This window comes from Rahnella sp. GSA61A, from assembly GCF_019969905.1.
In the GTDB taxonomy this organism is placed as follows: domain Bacteria; phylum Pseudomonadota; class Gammaproteobacteria; order Enterobacterales; family Enterobacteriaceae; genus Rahnella; species Rahnella aceris.
On record NZ_JAHXYO010000007.1, the window covers coordinates 128580 to 150479 of the forward strand.

Sequence of the window (21900 nt, forward strand, 5' to 3'; positions counted from 1 at the left end):
ACACTGCGTGACCCTGAACTGATTTCAGGGTCTCCTGCAAAATGACCGGTAACGCCGGTCATTCATACCATCCAAGAGGTTTTCCCCGTGCTGGACAGTATCAAAATCAAACTGCAATACTTACTTCCTAAACAAGGACTGACCCGTCTTGCTGGCTGGGGCGCGGACAAACGTGCGGCCACGCTGACCCATTGGGTGATCAAAGCGTTTGCGCGTTTTTATAACGTCGACATGAAAGAAGCGCAAAACCCGGATCTCAAATCTTACACCACATTTAACGAATTCTTCGTGCGTCCGCTGCGCGATGGCGCACGTCCGGTCGTCAGCGGTCTGGATATGCTTTGCCTGCCAGCCGACGGCGCAGTTAGCCAGTTAGGGGCAATTACCGATGGCAAGCTGTTCCAGGCTAAAGGTCATTTCTACAGTTTAGAAGCGCTGCTGGCGGGTAACTATCTGCTGGCTGAGCAGTTCAAAGACGGCCAGTTCGCCACCATTTATCTGGCACCACGGGATTATCACCGCGTGCATATGCCGTGTGACGGCGTGCTGCGCGAAATGATTTATGTGCCGGGTGATTTGTTCTCCGTCAACCCGCTGACCGCCGCGAATGTGCCAAATCTGTTCGCCCGTAACGAACGCGTCATCTGCGTCTTTGATACTGAATTCGGGCCGATGGTGCAGATTCTGGTCGGCGCAACGATTGTCGGCAGCATTGAAACCGTCTGGGCCGGCTGTGTCACACCACCACGCGAAGGCATTATCAAACGCTGGACCTATCCGGCGGCGGGCGAAGAAGGTGCCATCGCGCTGGAAAAAGGTCAGGAAATGGGCCGTTTCAAACTGGGTTCTACGGTGATCAACCTGTTTGCCGCTAAACAAATTCGCTTCATGCCGAATCTGAGCAATGGCACCGTGACCCGCATGGGCGAACCGTTCGCTGAAGCGCTGCGCGCAGCGGCACCCGCAACAACTGACGCGCAAGCACCAGCAACAGAAGTACCTGTAGCAACAGAAACACCTGCTGGTGTGGCAACGGCTGAACCACAAGTCCCGAAAGATTATTAAGTTCGCCCTGAACAGACGAAAAGAACTGAGAAAAAGGATGTGACCGAGTGCGCCTGATCCCCGCCCTGCTGATGAGTTTACTGCTGTCCCTGCCATTGATGGCGGGTGCAGCCCCGACTGAAGATCAGCTCAAACAGGAGCTGAAACAGGCGGAAGCCAACAAAGAAATGGCCAATCAGACGCAGGTGGTTGAGGCGCTGCAAAGCGCACTCAACTGGCTGAATGAAGCCAGTGTTTCAGCCGGGCGCACGGCGGAATATCAAAAGGTCATTGATGATTTTCCAAAACTGACGCAGGCCCTGCGCCAGGAATTGCGAAATCAGCCTGACAAGCCACCCGCGCTGGATAACAGCATCTCAGCCGCTCAGCTCGAGCAGCAAATTCTGCAAGTCAGCAGCCAGCAACTGGAAGAAACCCGCCAGTTACGTCAGGAGCAGGATCGTTCCCGCGACATCAGCGACTCACTAAGTCTGATCCCGCAACAGCAATCCGAAGCCCGCAACGCGCTGAGCGACATCGATCAGCGCATACAGGCGGCGACAGCGGCGGCCACCTCCTCACCCCTGGCGCAGGCGCAACTCAGCGCGCTTCAGGCCGAATCCGCAGCGCGCAAAGCGAAGGTGGATGAACTGGAACTGGCTCAGCTTTCTGCCAATAACCGGCAGGAATTGTCGCGGATGCGCACCGATCTCTACAAAAAGCGCGCCGATTTTCTTGATCAGCAATTACAGGTTTTACGCAACACGCTGAATAATCAACGTCAGCAGGAAGCCGAACAGGCGCTGGAAAAAACCGAGCTGCTGGCCGAACAGAGTGGCGAGTTGCCACACTCGATCAGTCAGCAGTTACAGGCAAACCGCGAGTTGTCGCTGGCGCTGAATCAGCAGGCGCAGCGGATGGACCTGATTTCCTCTCAACAACGTCAGGCCGCTGCACAGACTCAGCAGGTACGTCAGGCGATTAATACCATTCGCGAACAGGCGCAGTGGCTTGGCGCGTCTAATTTACTTGGCGAAACGCTGAGGGCGCAGGTTGCGCGTCTGCCGGATATGCCAAAACCGCAACAGCTTGACCGCGATATGGGCCAGTTGCGCGTTCAGCGTCTGCACTATGAAGATTTGCTGGATAAGCAGGCTATTTACCGTCAGGCGCGGCAGGACGATGGCAAACCGCTCACCACAGATCAGCAAAAAATTCTGGATGCGCAGTTGCGGACGCAACGTGATTTGCTCAATTCCCTGCTCTCGGGTTGCGATACCCAAATTCTTGAACTGACCAAGCTGAAAGTGGCAAACAGCCAACTGGTGGAGGCGCTGAATGACGTACATGACGCCGCCCACCGTTATCTGTTCTGGGTGGCAGACGTCAGCGCCATCGGCATTTCTTACCCGGTGCAGGTCGCGCATGACCTGAAACGGCTGGTCTCGCTGGATTCGCTCAGCCAGCTTGGCGGCGCGTCGATGATGATGGTCACCAGCAAAGAAACACTGTTGCCGCTGTTTGGCGCACTGATTCTGGTGATTATCAGCATCAGTTCCCGCAAGCACTATTATGCATTTCTGGAACGTGCCAGCAGTAAAGTCGGCAAAGTCACGCAGGATCATTTCTCGCTGACCCTGCGTACCGTGTTCTGGTCAATTCTGGTGGCGATGCCGTTACCTGTGCTGTGGGCCGCGCTGGGATTCGGGCTGCAAAGTGCCTGGCCGTATCCGATTGCGGTGGCGATCGGCGATGGCGTCACCGCGACGTTGCCAATCCTGTGGGCGTTTATGGTCAGTGCCGCGCTGGCACATCCTCAGGGATTGTTTGTGGCACACTTCGGCTGGCCGCAGCGTGCGGTGTCAAGGGCACTGCGCTATTACGCGCTGTCGATCTGGGTGCTGGTGCCGCTCATTATGGCGCTGATTACCTTCGATAATCTCAACGATCGCGAGTTCTCTAATACGCTGGGACGTCTGTGCTTCGTGATTCTGTGTCTGGTGGTCGCACTGGTCACCAATAGCCTGAAACGCGCGGGCATTCCGCTGTATCACGATAAAAAAGGCAACAGCGAAAACATCATTAACAAGACGCTGTGGTGGATGCTGCTGGGCGCACCGATTGTCGCTGCGCTGGCTTCACTGATGGGCTACCTCGCGACCTCACAGGCGCTGCTGGCCCGCCTGGAAACCTCGGTCGCCATCTGGTTCGTGTTGCTGGTGATTTATCACATTATCCGCCGCTGGATGCTGATTCAGCGACGTCGTATCGCCTTCGAACGCGCCAAGCAGCGCCGTGCGGAAATGCTGAATCAACGCGCCCGCGGTGAGGAAGATGGCCATCAGATCAGCACCAGCAATGAAGGCACGGTCGAGATTGAGGAACCGGTGGTGGATCTGGATGCCATCTCTGCCCAGTCGCTGCGGCTGGTGCGTTCTCTGCTGACGTTGATCGCGCTGATCTCGGTGATCTTCCTGTGGTCTGAAATTCACTCGGCCTTCTCTTTCCTGGAAAATATTCATCTCTGGCAGGTTGCGTCTACGGTTCAGGGGGTGGAAAGCATGCAGCCGATCACCCTCGGATCGGTGCTGATCGCCATTCTGGTGCTGATTATCACCACGCAACTGGTGCGTAATCTGCCCGCATTGCTGGAACTGGCGCTACTGCAACATCTGGATCTGACGCCGGGTACCGGCTATGCCGTACTGACCGTCACCAAATACGTATTGCTGCTGATTGGCGGCCTGACCGGTTTCTCGCTGATCGGGATCGAGTGGGCAAAACTGCAATGGCTGGTGGCGGCACTCGGTGTCGGTCTCGGCTTCGGTTTGCAGGAGATCTTCGCTAACTTTATTTCCGGCCTGATTATCCTGTTTGAAAAACCGATCCGTATCGGCGATACCGTAACGATCCGCAACCTGACCGGCAGTATCACCAGGATCAACACCCGTGCCACGACGATCGCTGACTGGGACCGCAAGGAGATTATCGTGCCGAACAAGGCCTTTATCACCGAGCAGTTCATCAACTGGTCGCTGTCGGATTCCGTCACGCGTGTGGTGCTAACCGTGCCTGCACCGTCGGAAGCCAACAGTGAAGAAGTGACAGAAATTCTGCTCAACGCTGCGCATCGCTGTTCGCTGGTGCTTGATATGCCTGCGCCGGAAGCCTATCTGGTGGATCTCCAGCAGGGGATTCAGATTTTCGAGCTGCGTATGCATGCCGCTGAAATGGCGCACCGTATGCCGCTTCGCCATGAAATTCACCAACTGATCCTGGCTGGATTCCGCGAGCACGGCATTACACTGCCATTCCCGCCATTCCAGGTGCGTATGGAAACACTGCACCGCGCGCAAAATGGCAATAACGCGACCTTTACCAGCAGCAGCGGAAGTGGCCGCAGCGGAAACAGTTCGCGCTCACCGGGCGATTTGTAAGAGAAAAGAGAACAGCAAAAGGGCAGATTCTTCTGCCCTTTTTTAAGCTCATTGGCTGATGGAGTTTACAGATCCGCGATTAGCGCTGCAGCAGCGTTGCGGTGCAAAGAGATCAGCGATTTGATATCCATGCCGACAATTTCACCGTCAGTCACCCGCCATTTCCCGCCGATCATCACCCGATCGGCTTTTTCCGCACCACACAATAGCAGCGCGGCAATCGGATCATGACTGCCGCTGAAACGTAATTCATCGAGTTTAAACAGCGCCAGATCAGCCTGTTTGCCCACGGCAATCTGCCCGATATCATCGCGACCGATAAGCTTCGCCGAACCGCGCGTCGCCCAGCCCAGCACTCGCTCCGGCGTGACATATTCCGCCCCGTATTTCAGACGTTGCAGATACAGCGCCTGTCGCGCTTCATACATCAGGTTTGATGCGTCATTCGACGCCGAACCGTCAACGCCCAGACCAATCGGCACGCCAGCGGTCTCCAGATCCCGCGTCGGGCACATGCCGGACGCCAGCCGCATATTCGACACCGGACAATGACAGATACCGGTGCCCGCCGCGCCCAGACGGCGGATTTCGTCGTCGTTAAAGTGAATACCGTGTGCCAGCCATGTCCGGTCACTCAGCCAGCCAACGCTTTCCAGATAATCGACTGTACGCAGACCAAACATTTTCAGGCAAAACTGTTCTTCATCCAGCGTTTCCGCCAGATGCGTATGCAGCCGGACATCTTCCCGCTGCGCCAGTCTGGCGCTCTCACGCATAATTTCGGTGGTGACCGAAAACGGCGAGCAAGGTGCCAGTGCAATCTGCATCCACGCGCCCTCGCCGCGCTGATGATAGCGGTCAATCAGGCGCTGGCTGTCCTGCAAAATCACCTCGCCCGACTGGACCGTCTGTTCCGGCGGCAAACCGCCCTGCTCCTCGCCGAGACTCATCGAGCCGCGCGTCAGTAACGCACGCATGCCCAGCTCACGCACGACGCCCACCTGCACATCGATCGCCTCCTCCATGCCCTGCGGGAAAAGATAATGGTGGTCAGTGGTGGTAGTGCAACCGGAGAGCAACAGTTCAGCCATTGCGACGCGGCTTGCCAGACCCAGCGCCTCCGGCCCTAAACGCGCCCAGACGGGATAAAGTTTTTTCAGCCACGGGAATAACGGCACGTTGACCACGGGCGCCCAGGCCCGGGTCAGCGTCTGATAAAAATGATGATGAGTGTTAATCAGCCCCGGCAGCAGTACAGACTCGGAGGCATCATAAATATGATCTACCGGCTGCGAAGGTGGCTGACCCGCGGTCAGCAACTCAGCAATTTTCTGCCCTTCAGTGACGATGCCGCCACGGGCATCCAGTGAGTTGGCGGTAAAAACCGCCAGCGGATTTTTGATCCACGTGCGTTGCTCTGACATGTCTGACTTCCTTTTTAAGGTCACATTAAATTCAAAAAGTGAGTCAGCTCAGTTATGCCCTGTCTGCTGATCCAGGGGCGCAACGCGCAGAATTTCAGTGAACCTTGATCTCCTCCGCGACCACGCTGGTGCGTTCTGCAGGCATCAGTAAATTGAGCAGAATAGCGATAACGCCACCGCTGGTCACGGCATGCCCGAAGATATTGCCAACGATGGGTGGGAACTGACCAAGCACATCTGGCACGGCTTCAATGCCCAGACCGATGCCAAAGGCGATGGCAATTATCAGCATTTCACGACGTCCGACCGGAGACTGTGTCATGATTCGGATACCCGCCGCGACCACGCTGCCAAACATCACCAGCGTTGCGCCACCCAGCACCGGCGCAGGAATTTGCTGCAACACTTCGCCGATAAACGGAAACAGGCCTAGCACCAGTAATACCGCGCCAATATACATGCCGACAAAACGGCTGGCGACGCCGGTCATCTGGATCACGCCATTGTTCTGTGCAAATGTTGTGTTAGGAAATGACGAGAAGGCTGCGGCGATAAGGCAACTGATACCGTCAGCCAGAATCCCGCCCTGCAGACGTTTACGGAAGCTTTCTCCTTCAATCGGTTGCTGCGACAACATGCAGTTAGCGGTCAGATCACCCACCGCTTCCAGGATGCTGATAAACGATACCAGCGCGATCGGCACGAAAATAATCCAGTCAAACTTAAAACCAAAACGGAACAGTTGCGGCAATGCAAACCAGTCGCCCTGCAAAGGTTTCACCGTCAGATGGCCGGTCAGCGCAGCGGCGATACAGCCGACAACAATGCCTAAAACTATTGATGAAAGGCGCAGCCAGCGCACGTCGATGCGGTTGCAGGCGACAATCACCAGCAGCGTCAGCGCCCCCAGCCCGAGGTTAACCGGTGCGCCGAAATTCGCGGCACCATGGCCGCCCGCCCAGTCGGTAATGCTGACTTTAATCAGGCTGATGCCAATCAGCGCGATTACGGTGCCGCTGACCAGCGGTGTAAACACGCGGCGCATCTGCCCGATAAACCGGCTAACCAGCAGCGGGATAAACGCCGCCACAAAGTTCACCCCAAAAATCATCGCCATGATGTCTTCAGGGGAGCCACCGCGGCTTTTCACCAACATACCGCCGGAGAGGATCACCCCCAGAAACGCAAAACTGGTACCTTGCAAACAAATCATCCCCGCGCCCACCGACATAAACCGGCGCGCCTGAATAAATGTCCCGATGCCGGAAGCCAGCAAAGACATGCTGATCAGATAAGGCAAGTAGGCATTCAGCCCGAGAACCGAGCCGATAATCAGCGGCGGCGTGATAATTCCGACCACGCTTGCCAGCACGTGCTGGATGGCGGTGAAAAATGCCGGTGCCGGTGCAATGCGCTCTTCCAGTCCATAAAGAAGTTCTTTGTCGTTGGATTCTGACATAACGAGTTTTCCGGATAATAAGTGATGATCCGGTAATGCATAAATCAGGCCAGCAGCAAAAAATTTAGCTTAACTCAGGCAGAAGACCCTGTTTATGGCGCTTGGCGAGAAAGGGCCAGCACTGAAACTTTAAAATCAGCGCTGCGTCATTTAGGTACTTTTGTTTCAGTAAAAGTGCAGTTTTGGGTTTATTGCACAATGAAGGGGCAAAAAAGGGAAGTCGTGGAAGGAAGCCCTGACCTTGGGAACAGGGCTTAAGCACTCATCAGGCGCGTGTCACCGGAAAGGCCAGGACATCACTCAGGCTGGCAGCACCCAGCGCAATCATAATCAGGCGGTCAACGCCCAGCGCCACACCTGAACACTCCGGCATACCGTGTTCTAACGCATCCAGCAGATTGTTATCGACAGGATGCTGCGGCAGGCCGCGTGCCGCGCGTTTGCGGTTATCCTGCTCGAAACGCTGACGCTGCTCACGGCTATCCGTCAGTTCACGGAAACCATTCGCCAGCTCAATGCCTTTGTAATACACCTCGAAACGCTCGGCGACGCGGTGATCTTCCGTACTGATTTCTGCCAGAGCGGCCTGCGTGGCCGGGAAATGATAGACGAATGTCGGTTTGTCGCGACCAATGTGCGGTTCTACACCCATCGTAAACAACAACTGTAACAGGGTGTCACGGTCTTCTTCGGTATCAGCAATGTTGGATAAATCCAGTTTTGCCGCCGCTTCACGCAGTTCCGTTTTGTCGGCGGATAACGGATCCACACCGAGATGGCGGGTAAACGCCTGCTGATAAGACAGGGTTTCAGCGCTATCGCAATCGAGAACCTGCTGGAGTAAATCATCCACTTCATTCATCAGACGGTACATGTCATAACGCGGACGGTACCATTCGAGCATGGTGAATTCCGGATTATGATGACGCCCGGCTTCTTCATTACGGAAACTGCGTCCCATCTGATAAATCGGCCCGCTGCCCGCAGCCAGCAAACGTTTCATGTGATATTCCGGGCTGGTCATCAGATACAACGTCATGCCATCAGCCGCACCCGGCCCGACAAAACGCGTCTCAAACGGCACCAGATGAATGTCGGTCACCGTGGCCTGGCTCATTGCTGGCGTTTCAACTTCCAGTACGCCGCGATCGGCAAAGAAACGTCGAATCTCAGCGAGGATAGCCGCACGCTTCAACAAATTGGCGACGGGAGCACTGGGTTGCCAGCTTGCTGTTTCGCTCATGGTGATTTACTCCGAATTCAGAAAAGTCATGCAGTCTACCTGCATCCCCGCAGGCAAACAAATATCTCATTTTACGAAGCGCAATGCAGAGAAAGCCTAAACCTGCATTCACATCAAATTACCATGACTACCCCTTTGGTATAATAATTCTCTTACAAACAATAAGAATATCAGCCACCGGGACAGCGCCTGTATGTCATCGGGGTTCACTAACTCTTCGATTATGAAGAGCTTTTCGCGGGTGTTTCAAACCCGATCTCATTGATGATAGTGGAGGAATGCAGTGCAAACCTTTAACGCCGACATTGCAATTATAGGTGCAGGTGGGGCGGGTTTACGCGCAGCAATAGCCGCAGCGGAAGCCAATCCCAACCTGAATATCGCGTTGATTTCGAAAGTGTACCCAATGCGCAGCCACACCGTGGCGGCCGAAGGCGGTTCTGCCGCTGTGACGCAAGATCACGACAGCTTTGATTTTCACTTCCAGGATACCGTTTCCGGAGGCGACTGGCTGTGTGAGCAAGACGTGGTGGATCATTTCGTTCATCAATGCCCGACTGAAATGGCCCAGCTTGAACTGTGGGGCTGTCCGTGGAGCCGTAAGGATGACGGTTCCGTCAATGTTCGCCGCTTCGGCGGAATGAAGATCGAACGCACCTGGTTTGCCGCGGATAAAACCGGCTTCCATATGCTGCACACCCTGTTCCAGACCTCGCTGAAATACCCACAAATCAAACGATTCGATGAGCATTTCGTCCTCGATATTCTGGTCGATGAAGGCCAGGTACGCGGCGTCGTCGCCATCAATATGATGGAAGGCACACGCGTGCAAATTCGGGCCAACGCCGTGGTCATGGCGACCGGCGGCGCAGGCCGTGTTTACCGTTACAACACCAACGGCGGTATCGTCACCGGCGACGGTATGGGTATGGCGTTCCGCCATGGCATTCCGTTGCGCGACATGGAGTTCGTGCAATATCACCCGACCGGCCTGCCGGGTTCCGGCATCCTGATGACAGAAGGTTGTCGCGGTGAAGGCGGTATTCTGGTCAACAAAGACGGATACCGTTATCTGCAGGATTACGGCATGGGGCCGGAAACCCCTCTGGGCGAGCCGAAAAACAAATACATGGAACTCGGCCCGCGTGACAAAGTATCACAGGCGTTCTGGCACGAATGGCGCGCCGGACGCACCATCGAAACGCCGCGTGGCGACGTGGTATATCTGGATTTACGCCATCTCGGCGAGAAAAAACTGCGTGAACGTCTGCCGTTCATCTGCGAACTGGCCAAAGCGTATGTCGGCGTCGATCCGATTACGGACCCGATCCCTGTTCGCCCTACCGCGCACTACACCATGGGCGGCATTGAAACCGATGCACAGTGTGAAACCCGCATCAAAGGTCTGTTCGCAGTCGGTGAATGTTCGTCCGTCGGTCTGCATGGCGCCAACCGTCTCGGCTCAAACTCACTGGCAGAACTGGTGGTGTTCGGGCGTATGGCCGGTGAAAAAGCGGCAGAGCGTGCAGTTGAAGCCAAAGACACCGGCAACAGCGTCGCGCTCGATGCGCAGGTGCGTGATATCGAAAACCGTGTTGCCGCGCTGATGGCACAGGAAGGCGACGAAAGCTGGGCCGCCATCCGTGACGAAATGGGTCTGGCGATGGAAGAAGGTTGCGGGATTTATCGCACTACCGAGCTGATGCAAAAAACCATCGATAAACTGGCCGAACTGAAAGAACGCTTCAAACGGGTGAAAATTCAGGATACCTCCAGTGTCTTTAATACCGACCTGCTGTATACCATCGAACTGGGTCATGGCCTGGAAGTAGCAGAATGTATGGCGCATTCCGCCATCAATCGTCGCGAATCACGCGGCGCCCATCAGCGTCTCGATGAAGGCTGTACCGAACGCGATGACGTGAATTTCCTCAAACATACTCTGGCCTTTTATCAGCCAGATTCCGCCCCGCGCCTCGAATATGGCGACGTGAAAATTACCACGCTGCCACCGGCAAAACGCGTGTACGGCGGGGAATCTGAGACTCACGATAAAAAAGATAAGGAGCAATCACGTGGCTAAAATGCGCAGCCTGAAGGTTGAGATCATGCGCTACAACCCGGAAACGGACAGCGCGCCGCATCCGGTGGTGTATGACGTGCCTTTCGATGAAACAACGTCACTGCTCGATGCTCTGGGCTACATCAAAGATCATCTGGCCGCTGACCTTTCCTATCGCTGGTCGTGCCGTATGGCAATCTGCGGCTCGTGCGGCATGATGGTGAATAGGGTGCCGAAGCTGGCGTGCAAAACCTTCCTGCGGGAATATCCGGACGGTATGCAGATTGAGGCGCTGGGGAACTTCCCGGTGGAACGTGATCTGGTGGTCGATATGACCCACTTTATCGAAAGCCTCGAAGCCATCAAACCTTACATTATCGGCAATACCCGCACGATCGGCGAAGGCCCGGGCAAGCAAACTCCGGCGCAAATGGAGAAATATCACCAGTTCTCCGGCTGTATCAACTGTGGTTTATGTTATGCCGCCTGCCCGCAGTTTGGACTGAATCCTGAATTCATCGGCCCGGCAGCTATCACGCTGGCGCATCGTTACAACCTCGATAACCGTGACCACGGCAAAGCACAACGTATGCCACAGCTCAACAGTCAGAATGGTGTCTGGAGTTGTACGTTCGTCGGTTATTGCTCCGAAGTCTGTCCGAAGCACGTCGACCCTGCCGCCGCCATTCAGCAAGGCAAAGTCGAAAGTTCGAAAGACTTCATGATCGCGAGGCTGAGACCGCAATGAGGGAGGAAAATATGACGACTCAAAGTACGGGCAGCAAACGTAAACCCTACGTGCGTGAGATGAAAGCCAGTTGGTGGAAAAATTTACCGTTCTACCGTTTTTATATGCTGCGTGAGGGCACGGCGGTTCCGGCAGTATGGTTCAGTCTCTTACTGCTGGCAGGGGTTTGCTCGTTACGTAACGGGCCTGAAAGCTGGGCGGGTTTTGTGAATTTTCTGCAAAATCCGGTGGTCTTGCTGATTAACCTGATCGCCCTGCTTGCGGCCCTGTTGCATACCAAAACCTGGTTCGAACTGGCACCGAAAGCCTCCATCCTGGTGGTGAAAGGTAAAAAGATGGGACCTGAACCGGTGATTGCCGGTTTCTGGGGCGTGACGATCGTTGTGACGCTGGTTGTTCTCGTCATCGCACTGTTTCTTTAAGGAGGCGACATGAAAAATACTCTTCCTAAACGTTCAGACGAGCCGGTGTTCTGGGGATTGTTTGGTGCGGGCGGTATGTGGAGCGCAATTTTTGCGCCGGTGATGATTCTGCTGGTGTGCTTCCTGCTGCCGCTGGGCTTTTTCCCCGGCGACGCACTGAGCTATCCACGCGTGCTGGCATTTGCGCAAAGCGGGATCGGGCGTCTGTTCCTGCTGCTGATGATCGTGCTGCCTCTGTGGTGCGGTCTGCACCGGATCCATCACTGCATGCACGACCTGAAGGTCCACGTTCCGGCCGGAAAATGGGTGTTCTACGGGCTGGCGACGATCTTAAGTATCGTCACCCTTATCGTGCTGATCCGCCTCTGATCCGCAAAGATCTGACTTTCCAGCGGCCATCTCTCTGGCCGCTGTTTTCATTCTTTATCCGCAGGTTTTCCCTTTTTCTTTTTTGTTACCTACACTTAGAGAACATACTAAGGAAGGAAACTCCATGCGTATCTGGTCAAAACTCAGCGTTATCATCACAGCACTTATGTCAGTCGCGTGCAGCGTAACGCCGCCTGCTGACGTCAAAGTCGTCAATAATTTCGAACTCACCCGCTATCTCGGTACCTGGTATGAAGTCGCCAGACTGGACCATAGTTTTGAAAGCGGACTGGAACGCGTCACCGCCAATTACAGCCTGCGCGATGATGGCGGCGTAAAAGTGATTAATCGCGGGTTTAATCCGCAGAAGAATAAATGGCAGGAAAGTGAGGGCAAAGGTTACTTCACCGGATCACCTGCGCGCGCGGCGCTGAAAGTGTCATTCTTCGGTCCGTTCTATGGCGGTTATAACGTCATAGAACTGGATAAAGATTATCGTTACGCGCTGGTCTGCGGACCGGATAAAAGCTATCTGTGGATCCTGTCCCGTACGCCAACGCTGGATGACAGCGTGAAGCAGCAACTTCTGCAAACGGCGCAGCAGTACGGATTTGATACCAGCAAACTGGTGTGGGTGAAACAGCCTTGATGCTTACACCATAAAACTCGCGCCATAAAAACAACACTGCCTGCATCAACGTGCAGGCAGACATCAGTTTACTTAACGTTATTCGCTCGCTATTGCGCGCTTTTCTGAATGGCTTCCCCACCGGCAGACACATCTTCACCTACGCCACGCGTGGTGTTGCAGGCTGTTAAGGCAGAAGACAAGATAAGAACAGACAAGATAGCGAGGATACTTTTCTTCAGCATATAAATCTCCTTCCTATAAGAGAATGTAAAGTACGACACTTTTAGTGTAGCTAATTTTCTGGATATAGAAGGGAACAGGCAGGATTTTAAGACATTTGGTAAAACGAGGCTGAAGGGATCAGCCTGCTTTGGAAATTGCGCCACCCAGATGCTGGATGTCTTCACCGAAACCATGAACCGTGTTGCAGCCGGATAACGAAGCCAGCAGCATCACTGAAACCACGATAAACATCATCTTCTTCAACATGGTAAACATAATCCCATTCAACAAGTTGGGGCTGGAAAGCTGCGACAGGCATTCACCTGTGGCAGCTTTCATCCGGCGTAATAAGTATTGAGAACTTATTTAACGCGGGAAACGTATTCGCCAGAGCGGGTGTCACAACGGACGATTTCGCCGATCTGCACGAATAATGGCACTTTAACCACAGCGCCGGTGCTCAGGGTCGCTGGCTTACCGCCGGTACCTGCGGTATCACCTTTCAGGCCAGGATCAGTGTCCACAACTTCAGCTTCGATGAAGTTTGGTGGCTGAACAGCGATAGGACGGCCATCCCACAGCGTCACGATACATTCTGCGTTGTCCTGCAGCCATTTAGAGGCGTCAGAAACAGTTTTCTCTTCAACCTGATGCTGTTCGAAAGTCTCAGGGTGCATGAAGTGGTAGAACTCACCGTCGTTGTAGAGGTAGTTCATGTTGGTATCTACAACATCAGCGCCTTCGCATGAGTCAGTAGATTTGAAGGTTTTTTCTACACGGGAACCGGTCAGCAGACGACGCATTTTAACGCGTGCGAAAGCCTGGCCTTTGCCTGGTTTTACGAATTCACTGGATTCGATAGCGTAAGGCTCGCCCTCGAACATGATTTTAAGACCCGGACGGAAATCGTTGCTAGAATAAGTCGCCATGATGGCCCTCTAATTTTAAACTGGTATTAGCCAAAAAAATGGCAAACATTGTAACCCTAAACACGCCATTTAGAGAAGATTGGTTGTATCAACTCGGCGATGTTATCACTGACCCGGATGAACTGCTTACTCTTCTGGCACTTAACGACAATGCAGAACTGCAAAGTGGGCGTGAAGCCCGTCGTTTGTTCCCGCTTCGCGTGCCCCGCGCCTTTGTGGCACGTATGCAGCCGGGCGATCCACAGGATCCTTTATTGCTTCAGGTATTGACCGCACGCGAGGAATTTATTGCCGCGCCGGGCTTTACCACTGACCCGCTTGATGAACAACGCAGCGTTGTTCCGGGTTTGTTGCACAAGTATAGCAATCGCGCCCTGTTACTGGTGAAAGGCGGATGTGCGGTAAATTGCCGCTACTGTTTCCGTCGTCATTTCCCGTACCAGGACAACCAGGGAAATAAGGCTAACTGGGTTCAGGCGCTGGATTATATCCGCACTCGCCCGGAACTCGATGAAATTATTTTCTCCGGTGGTGATCCGCTGATGGCCAAGGATCATGAACTCGACTGGTTGATCGGTGAACTCGAAGAGATCGCGCACATTAAGCGGCTGCGTATTCATACCCGTTTGCCGGTGGTTATCCCTGCACGTATCACGGATGCCTTCTGCCAGCGCCTTGAAAAATCACGTCTTCAGGTGCTGATGGTGACGCATATCAATCACGCCAATGAGATTGATAATGCATTGCGCGCCAGCATGGCGAAGCTGAAAAGCCATGGCGTGACGCTGCTCAATCAGAGCGTGTTGTTGCGGGGCGTAAATGATTCTGCTGATGTGCTGGCGACACTGAGCAACGCGCTGTTTGACGCGGGTATTTTGCCTTACTACATCCACGTGCTGGATAAAGTACAGGGTGCGGCGCATTTCATGGTGAACGACGACGAAGCGCGCGTCATTATGAAAGGGCTGATGAGTAAAGTGTCAGGTTATATGGTACCGAAACTGACCCGTGAAATTGGCGGCGAGCCGAGCAAAACCATTCTGGATCTGCGGCTGAAGCAGTCTTAACACGTTCTTCCAACCCCAAATAATTCAAGTTGCAGGAAGGCGGCAAGTGATGGAGTCCCGATGAGCTTACTCAGGTAAGTGATTCGGGTGACTGAACGTAGCCAACGCACCTGCGGCTTGACGTATGAAAAGGGAACGCAAAAAGGGATGCCATTGGCATCCCTTTAGTATTTATAGCCTTCACGCGACTATGGGCACTTATAAACCTGACCGACCATTTTGCTGTCAACCGGTGCAAAGCTGGACAGGAAGTTCTGGGACGGGCTGTTGGCACCATAAATGGTGTTGCCGCCCATCGCTGCCGCTTTGTTACGCAGGTCATTGGCTGCGCCACGCATGGAGCTGCCGTCACCGCCGGTACCGGAGAACCAGTTGCTTTGGGCACCGGTGACTTCGCCAAGCAACTGACAATTTGCGCCTGGTTTGTCGTCCGTGAATTTCACCTGCTGGCCCGCTGCATCCAGTTGATGAGTGGTACTGCACCCGGCAAGCAGCGCGATAGCTGACAGGCCCAGTAACATTTTAATCCGCATCACTTTCCCCATTTGTTTTTGTAATCACATAAAGCCTATCAGAAAACACCTGGCTCTCTTAGGCATCCGTTGCCACGCATACCCAAGTTTGTGCTATCGGTAAAAATCCGAAATCCACGCAGAAACAAGTCTACACGTTAAAGGCCGGAGACAATGAGAGTTATCTTACTGAACCTGATAAAAAAGGGTCAAATAAAAAAACCCGGCCTTTACAGACCGGGTTTCTTCAGTACGTTGCCTCAGTGAGCAAAAAAGCCCGCTGATTTTACGTACCTGCGGATGAACGCAGGGGGATGATGATTACATCATGCCGCCCATGCCGCCCATTCCACCCATACCGCCAGCGCCGCCCATATCGACTTTATCGTCTTTAGGCAGGTCGGTGATCATGCACTCAGTGGTGATCATCAGGCCAGCTACAGAAGACGCGTACTGCAGAGCAGAACGGGTGACTTTAGTTGGATCAAGGATACCCATTGCGATCATGTCGCCGTATTCTTCGGTGTAAGCGTTGTAGCCGAAGCTGCCTTCGCCCGCTTTCACTTTGTTTGCGATAACAGAGGCTTCTTCGCCAGCATTCACAACGATCTGACGCAGTGGAGATTCCATTGCGCGCAGAGCAACGCGGATACCCACGTTCTGGTCGTCGTTGTCGCCGGTCAGGTTAGCCAGAGTGTGAGCAACGCGAACCAGCGCCACGCCACCACCAGCAACCACGCCTTCTTCTACCGCAGCACGGGTTGCGTGCAGGGCATCTTCAACGCGAGCTTTCTTCTCTTTCATTTCAACTTCAGTCGCTGCGCCCACTTTCAGAACGGCTACGCCGCCTGCCAGTTTAGCCACACGCTCTTGCAGTTTTTCACGGTCATAATCAGAAGTCGCTTCTTCAATCTGCTGACGGATCTGAGAAACACGGCCCTGGATGGTTGCTTCTTCGCCAACGCCATCGATGATGATGGTGGTGTCTTTGTTGATAACAACACGTTTAGCCTGGCCCATATCTTCCAGAGTGGCTTTTTCCAGTTCCAGACCGATCTCTTCAGAGATAACGGTACCGCCAGTCAGGGTTGCGATGTCCTGCAGCATAGCTTTACGACGGTCGCCGAAGCCTGGTGCTTTAACCGCAGCCACTTTCACGATGCCACGCATGGTATTCACAACCAGAGTCGCCAGGGCTTCGCCTTCAACGTCTTCAGCAATGATCAGCAGTGGTTTACCGGCTTTCGCAACGGCTTCCAGTACTGGCAGCATTTCGCGGATGTTAGAAATTTTCTTGTCAGCCAGCAGGATGAACGGGCTTTCCAGTTCGATTGAACCGGTTTCTGGTTTGTTGATGAAGTAAGGAGACAGATAACCACGGTCGAACTGCATACCTTCAACAACGTCCAGCTCATCTTGCAGGCCAGTGCCTTCTTCAACAGTGATGACGCCTTCTTTGCCCACTTTTTCCATCGCTTCAGCGATCAGTTTACCGACAGTTTCATCGGAGTTAGCAGAGATGGTACCAACCTGTGCAATGGCTTTAGAGTCCGAGCAAGGGACAGATAATTTTTTCAGTTCTTCAACCGCAGCAACGACAGCTTTGTCGATACCACGTTTCAGATCCATCGGGTTCATGCCCGCAGCAACAGCTTTCAGGCCTTCAGTGATGATGGCTTGAGCCAGAACGGTTGCGGTAGTGGTACCGTCACCCGCGGCATCGTTCGCTTTGGACGCGACTTCTTTCACCATCTGTGCGCCCATGTTTTCGAACTTGTCTTCCAGTTCGATTTCACGTGCAACGGACACGCCGTCTTTAGTGATGGTTGGTGCGCCGAAAGATTTGTCCAAAACCACGTTACGGCCTTTAGGGCCCAGGGTCACTTTTACTGCATCAGCAAGGATGTTTACGCCACGCAGCATTTTCACACGGGCGTCGTTACCGAATTTTACTTCTTTAGCTGCCATTGTTAATTTCCCTTAAATTCGTTCTGTTCAGAAAAAAGTGGATCGGGGGACAATCAGGCTTCTACGATTGCCAGAATGTCACTCTCAGACATGATCAACACTTCTTCATTGTCGATCTTCTCAGCTTTCACGCCGTAACCGTCGTTGAAAATGACGATGTCGCCAACTTTCACGTCCAGCGCTTTAACTTCACCATTTTCCAGAATGCGACCATGGCCGACAGCCAGGATTTCGCCACGGGTAGATTTACCGGCAGCGGAGCCAGTCAGAACGATGCCGCCAGCGGATTTAGATTCTACTTCTTTACGCTTGACGATAACGCGGTCATGCAATGGACGAATTTTCATTGATAACTCTCCTGTGAGCGGGTCCATATCTATTTTTAGGGTTGAATGCCTGGCAAAGTCCTGCCCGGCCTCGTGGTTTGTTTAATGGGGGCGATACGCAGCCCTTCAAGGGGAAGAACAGAAAAATTTTCTCTTTTTCTTTCGCTGCTCTGTTGACGAAAATCGACCTTCGCAGTGCTTCCCAACAATCTTTTAACAATTGAGGCCACAGAGATTAGCGATCGTGATGCTCTGTGTCGCCATCTTTTTTAGGTGAAACCAGACGTTCCTGCGTTTCGTCCGTCCGCTGGAACTCGCCATCAAAGGTATTCCCCGTTGGCGCGCTGCTCCCCCAGTTGCCGCCGGAACGCACAATGTTCAAATGCGGCATCAGTTTTAGCGTCAGTCGTTTCTGGATGGGTGGCAGCAAAAGCAGCAAACCGAGGAAATCAGTAAAGAAGCCCGGTACCAGCAGCAGGAATCCGGCGATCACCAGCGAAACACTTTTAACCATCTCGGCTGCCGGGCTTTCCCCAACCGCCAGTTTTTGCTGCAACTGCATAAACGTCTTCATGCCCTGATTCTTCACCAGAGAGACACCTACGCAAGAGGTGAAAACAACCAGCAATAACGTTGTTGCCACGCCAACCACCGCAGCCACCTTGATAAATAAGGTGATTTCAATGTAAGCCAGCAGGAATAACAGTAATAACGGTAACCAGCGCACCGCATTCTCCTTGTAATTTGGCTCCGGAAGCGCTGTCGCAGCGGCATTCCAAACCCTGAATAAGTGCCTGCTTGAGATCTTCGCTATCAAAGAAATGCAGGCTGACTACACTGAGATGGTGATCACTCATCATGATTTCAACCACCAGACCTGATTTAATTGAGCAGGTAAATGAATTGTGAGAATTCTCACAGATACTAAAAACATGCACGATAATAGGGCAGGATAGTGATCTTAGTACGTGCAATTCGTCTGAAGCAGCATATGATCGCCTCCGTTGCTCAAACAACGGTTGATCGTTTTAAATTTACTACGGCCAGTAACATAATTTTAAACATCGCATAACGCATTCAGTACCGAAGAGAAGGTTCTCATGTCAAACACCATTCGTATCGAGGAAGACCTGCTGGGCACGCGCGAAGTACCGGCAGAAGCTTATTACGGCATTCACACCCTGCGGGCGATTGAAAACTTCTATATCAGCAACACCAAGATCAGTGATGTTCCTGAGTTTGTTCGCGGCATGGTGATGGTGAAAAAGGCGGCAGCTCTTGCTAACAAAGAACTGCGCACCATTCCACGTCACATTGCGGATATCATTATTCAGGCGTGCGACGAAGTGCTTGATAAAGGCAAATGCATGGACCAGTTCCCTATCGACGTCTATCAGGGCGGTGCGGGAACCTCGGTAAATATGAACACGAATGAAGTGCTGGCGAACATCGGTCTGGAACTGATGGGACACCAGAAAGGCGATTACCAGTTCCTCAATCCAAATGACCATCTGAACAAATGCCAGTCCACCAATGATGCCTACCCTACTGGTTTTCGTATCGCCGTGTACGCGTCCTTGCTGAAACTGGTTGATGCTATTTCCCAGTTGGGCGACGGTTTTGAGCGTAAAGCGAAGGAATTCGAAAACATCATCAAGATGGGCCGTACACAGTTGCAGGACGCCGTTCCGATGACGCTCGGTCAGGAATTCCACGCGTTCAACGTGTTGCTCAAAGAGGAAACCCGCAATCTGTTGCGTACCGGCGAATTACTGCTGGAAGTGAACCTCGGGGCGACAGCAATCGGTACCCGCCTGAATACGCCGGAAGGTTATCAGCAACTGGCGGTAGAAAAACTGGCAGAAGTCAGCAATCTGGCCTGTGTACCCGCTGAAGACCTGATTGAAGCAACGTCCGACTGTGGCGCATACGTGATGGTTCACAGCTCGCTGAAACGTCTGGCCGTGAAGCTTTCTAAAATCTGTAACGACCTGCGTCTGCTCTCTTCCGGTCCTCGCGCTGGCCTGAATGAAATCAACCTGCCGGAATTACAGGCGGGTTCTTCTATCATGCCAGCCAAAGTGAACCCGGTTATCCCGGAAGTCGTGAACCAGGTGTGCTTCAAAGTCATCGGTAACGACGTCTGCGTGACGATGGCGGCAGAAGCGGGCCAGCTTCAACTGAACGTCATGGAACCGGTAATTGGTCAGGCGATGTTTGAGTCAGTGCATATCCTGACTAACGCCTGCTACAATCTGCTCGAAAAATGCATCAACGGCATTACAGCGAACAAAGAAGTATGTGAGTTCTACGTTTTCAACTCTATCGGCATCGTCACCTACCTTAACCCGTTCATCGGCCACCACAATGGCGATATCGTCGGCAAGATTTGTGCTGAAACCGGTAAGAGTGTCAGGGAAGTGGTGCTCGAGCGCGGCCTGCTGACTGAGGCGGAGCTGGACGACATTTTCTCCATCGAAAACCTGAAACATCCGGCTTACAAAGCAAAACGCTATACCGATGAAAATGAACAGTAACAGACTCAAATACTGACCTTTTAAAGGCTCGTTGTTCTGCAGAACAGCGGGCCTTTTTACTTTGTACAACACAACAATTACACAACAATTAATTATCAATTCCTTAAGGAGTGCTGGGAATATGGACGGACAACCATGTTAATTATCGAATTTATTATTGTACTGGCGGCGATTTTCCTCGGCGCGCGCTTAGGCGGCATCGGCATTGGTTTCGCGGGCGGGCTTGGCGTTCTGGTGCTCGCCCTGATAGGCGTTAAACCGGGAACTATCCCTTTTGACGTAATCTCTATCATCATGGCGGTGATCGCCGCGATTTCGACCATGCAGGTAGCAGGCGGGATGGATTATCTGGTGCAACAAACTGAAAAGCTGCTGCGCCGTAATCCCAAACACATCACCCTCCTCGCGCCCATCGTCACCTATTTCCTGACGATTATGGCGGGCACCGGCAACATTTCACTGTCGGCATTACCGGTTATTTCTGAAGTCGCCAAAGAGCAAGGGATTAAACCCTGCCGCCCGCTTTCCACCGCCGTGGTTGCCGCGCAGATAGCCATTACCGCCTCACCGATTTCTGCCGCAGTGGTGTACATGGCATCCACCATGGAAGACCACGGCGTCAGTTATCTTCATCTGCTGATGGTGATGATCCCGTCCACACTGGCTGCAGTGATCCTGATGTCGCTGATTGTCAGCTGGTGCTTTGACGCAAAGCTTTCCAATGACCCGGTTTATCTCAAACGGTATGAAGAAGGTTTGATCCAACTGCGTGGCGATAAAGTGCTGGAAATCAAACGCGGCGCCAAACTCTCGGTGTTGCTGTTCCTGCTCGGCGTACTGACGGTGGTCGCTTATGCGGTTATTAACAGCCCGAGCCTGGGTTGGGTCGCACAACCGGTGATGACCACCAACAGCGCCATCCTGATTATCATGCTCAGTGTCGCCACGTTAATCACCTTGCTGTGCAGCATTGATACCGACGCCATTCTGACCTCCAGTACGTTCAAATCCGGCATGAGCGCTTGTATTTGTATCCTCGGCGTGGCCTGGCTGGGCGACACTTTTGTGCAGGCCAATCTCGGCTGGATCAAAGAAACCGCAGGTGGCCTAATTCAGGCGCATCCGTGGCTGCTGGCAGTGATTTTCTTCTTCAGCTCTGCGCTGTTGTATTCGCAGGCCGCCACGACCAAAGCCCTGCTGCCAATGGCGCTGGCGCTGAGTGTTTCGCCGCTGACCGCCGTGGGTTCTTTTGCCGCTGTTTCCGGTTTATTCATTCTGCCGACGTATCCGACGCTGGTTGCCGCTGTGCAGATGGATGACACCGGCACCACCCGCATCGGACGCTTCGTCTTCAACCATCCATTCTTTATTCCCGGCACCATTGGCGTGTTCCTGTCTGTAGTTTTTGGATTTGGTTTCGGCAGTATTATTCTCTGACAGTTTTCCGGGGGCTGCGGCCCCCGTTAAGCACTCGGGGCTTTCTGCTCAGGGATTGCTCAG

20 protein-coding genes are annotated in these 21900 nt (G+C 53.3%); 10 read left to right on the top strand and 10 right to left on the bottom strand.

Annotated elements, in window-relative coordinates; genetic code table 11:
• The first annotated feature begins 87 nt into the window (after positions 1–87).
• Together asd and mscM are read left to right on the top strand one after the other, a co-directional pair.
• The gene (asd, locus tag LC431_RS11440; RefSeq protein WP_119261156.1) at positions 88–1065 is read left to right on the top strand and encodes an archaetidylserine decarboxylase; all 978 of its coding nucleotides are present in this window, start codon (positions 88–90) and stop codon (positions 1063–1065) included.
• A 47-nt stretch (positions 1066–1112) separates the two neighbouring features.
• Positions 1113–4481: a miniconductance mechanosensitive channel MscM gene (gene mscM / locus LC431_RS11445; RefSeq protein WP_013573753.1), complete on the top strand. Its 3369-nt coding sequence runs from the start codon at positions 1113–1115 to the stop codon at positions 4479–4481.
• 65 nt (positions 4482–4546) lie between these two features.
• Here the strand turns inward: mscM and LC431_RS11450 are convergent, their stop codons facing one another.
• The 3 genes from LC431_RS11450 to epmA all read right to left on the bottom strand — a co-directional run bounded on the left by LC431_RS11450 (position 4547) and on the right by epmA (position 8607).
• Positions 4547–5905 (bottom strand): 8-oxoguanine deaminase, encoded by a 1359-nt coding sequence (locus LC431_RS11450; protein WP_223509824.1) that lies wholly within the window; start codon positions 5903–5905, stop codon positions 4547–4549.
• Positions 5906–5999: 94 nt separating this feature from the next.
• Positions 6000–7364 carry a uracil-xanthine permease family protein gene (locus LC431_RS11455; RefSeq protein ID WP_200223785.1) on the bottom strand — a complete coding sequence of 455 codons (1365 nt, stop codon included), beginning with the start codon at positions 7362–7364 and terminating at the stop codon, positions 6000–6002.
• A gap of 265 nt (positions 7365–7629) precedes the next feature.
• Complete coding sequence (epmA, locus tag LC431_RS11460; RefSeq protein WP_013573750.1) at positions 7630–8607, bottom strand: elongation factor P--(R)-beta-lysine ligase; 978 nt, start codon at positions 8605–8607, stop codon at positions 7630–7632.
• 283 nt (positions 8608–8890) lie between these two features.
• Here epmA and frdA point away from each other — a divergent pair, with 283 nt between their 5' ends.
• From frdA to blc, 5 genes are all read left to right on the top strand, one after another.
• Positions 8891–10690: a fumarate reductase (quinol) flavoprotein subunit gene (frdA, locus tag LC431_RS11465; RefSeq protein ID WP_013573749.1), complete on the top strand. Its 1800-nt coding sequence runs from the start codon at positions 8891–8893 to the stop codon at positions 10688–10690.
• A gap of 1 nt (position 10691) precedes the next feature.
• Positions 10692–11417, top strand: coding sequence for a succinate dehydrogenase/fumarate reductase iron-sulfur subunit (locus LC431_RS11470; RefSeq protein WP_191996300.1), 726 nt, complete (start codon positions 10692–10694; stop codon positions 11415–11417).
• An 11-nt stretch (positions 11418–11428) separates the two neighbouring features.
• Positions 11429–11839: a fumarate reductase subunit FrdC gene (frdC, locus tag LC431_RS11475; RefSeq protein WP_037034293.1), complete on the top strand. Its 411-nt coding sequence runs from the start codon at positions 11429–11431 to the stop codon at positions 11837–11839.
• 9 nt (positions 11840–11848) lie between these two features.
• A complete protein-coding gene (gene frdD, locus LC431_RS11480) occupies positions 11849–12208 on the top strand; it encodes a fumarate reductase subunit FrdD (protein ID WP_013573746.1) in 360 nt (119 codons plus the stop codon).
• A 124-nt stretch (positions 12209–12332) separates the two neighbouring features.
• Positions 12333–12857 carry an outer membrane lipoprotein Blc gene (gene blc, locus LC431_RS11485; RefSeq protein ID WP_013573745.1) on the top strand — a complete coding sequence of 175 codons (525 nt, stop codon included), beginning with the start codon at positions 12333–12335 and terminating at the stop codon, positions 12855–12857.
• An 89-nt stretch (positions 12858–12946) separates the two neighbouring features.
• Here blc and LC431_RS11490 read toward each other — a convergent pair whose 3' ends face one another.
• From LC431_RS11490 to efp, 3 genes are all read right to left on the bottom strand, one after another.
• Positions 12947–13081 (bottom strand): entericidin A/B family lipoprotein, encoded by a 135-nt coding sequence (locus tag LC431_RS11490; protein ID WP_013573744.1) that lies wholly within the window; start codon positions 13079–13081, stop codon positions 12947–12949.
• A 118-nt stretch (positions 13082–13199) separates the two neighbouring features.
• Positions 13200–13328 (bottom strand): entericidin A/B family lipoprotein, encoded by a 129-nt coding sequence (locus tag LC431_RS11495; RefSeq protein ID WP_013573743.1) that lies wholly within the window; start codon positions 13326–13328, stop codon positions 13200–13202.
• A gap of 95 nt (positions 13329–13423) precedes the next feature.
• Entirely contained in the window at positions 13424–13990 is a 567-nt protein-coding gene (gene efp, locus LC431_RS11500) for an elongation factor P (protein ID WP_013573742.1), read from the bottom strand.
• A gap of 38 nt (positions 13991–14028) precedes the next feature.
• Here efp and epmB point away from each other — a divergent pair, with 38 nt between their 5' ends.
• On the top strand, positions 14029–15057 hold the full coding sequence (epmB, locus tag LC431_RS11505; RefSeq protein WP_112198357.1) for an EF-P beta-lysylation protein EpmB: 1029 nt from the start codon (positions 14029–14031) through the stop codon (positions 15055–15057).
• A 188-nt stretch (positions 15058–15245) separates the two neighbouring features.
• Here the strand turns inward: epmB and LC431_RS11510 are convergent, their stop codons facing one another.
• From LC431_RS11510 to LC431_RS11525, 4 genes are all read right to left on the bottom strand, one after another.
• Positions 15246–15590 carry a DUF4156 domain-containing protein gene (locus LC431_RS11510; protein ID WP_014333641.1) on the bottom strand — a complete coding sequence of 115 codons (345 nt, stop codon included), beginning with the start codon at positions 15588–15590 and terminating at the stop codon, positions 15246–15248.
• Positions 15591–15890: 300 nt separating this feature from the next.
• Entirely contained in the window at positions 15891–17537 is a 1647-nt protein-coding gene (groL, locus tag LC431_RS11515) for a chaperonin GroEL (protein ID WP_013573739.1), read from the bottom strand.
• Positions 17538–17590: 53 nt separating this feature from the next.
• On the bottom strand, positions 17591–17884 hold the full coding sequence (locus tag LC431_RS11520) for a co-chaperone GroES (protein ID WP_009636718.1): 294 nt from the start codon (positions 17882–17884) through the stop codon (positions 17591–17593).
• A gap of 214 nt (positions 17885–18098) precedes the next feature.
• Positions 18099–18590, bottom strand: coding sequence for an FxsA family protein (locus LC431_RS11525; RefSeq protein WP_112197561.1), 492 nt, complete (start codon positions 18588–18590; stop codon positions 18099–18101).
• Between the two features lie 373 nt (positions 18591–18963).
• On the opposite strand from LC431_RS11525, the gene aspA reads away from it, so the two are divergent.
• Positions 18964–20400 (top strand): aspartate ammonia-lyase, encoded by a 1437-nt coding sequence (gene aspA, locus LC431_RS11530; protein ID WP_013573737.1) that lies wholly within the window; start codon positions 18964–18966, stop codon positions 20398–20400.
• 135 nt (positions 20401–20535) lie between these two features.
• Positions 20536–21837: an anaerobic C4-dicarboxylate transporter gene (locus LC431_RS11535; RefSeq protein ID WP_013573736.1), complete on the top strand. Its 1302-nt coding sequence runs from the start codon at positions 20536–20538 to the stop codon at positions 21835–21837.
• The last annotated feature ends 63 nt before the right edge of the window (positions 21838–21900 follow it).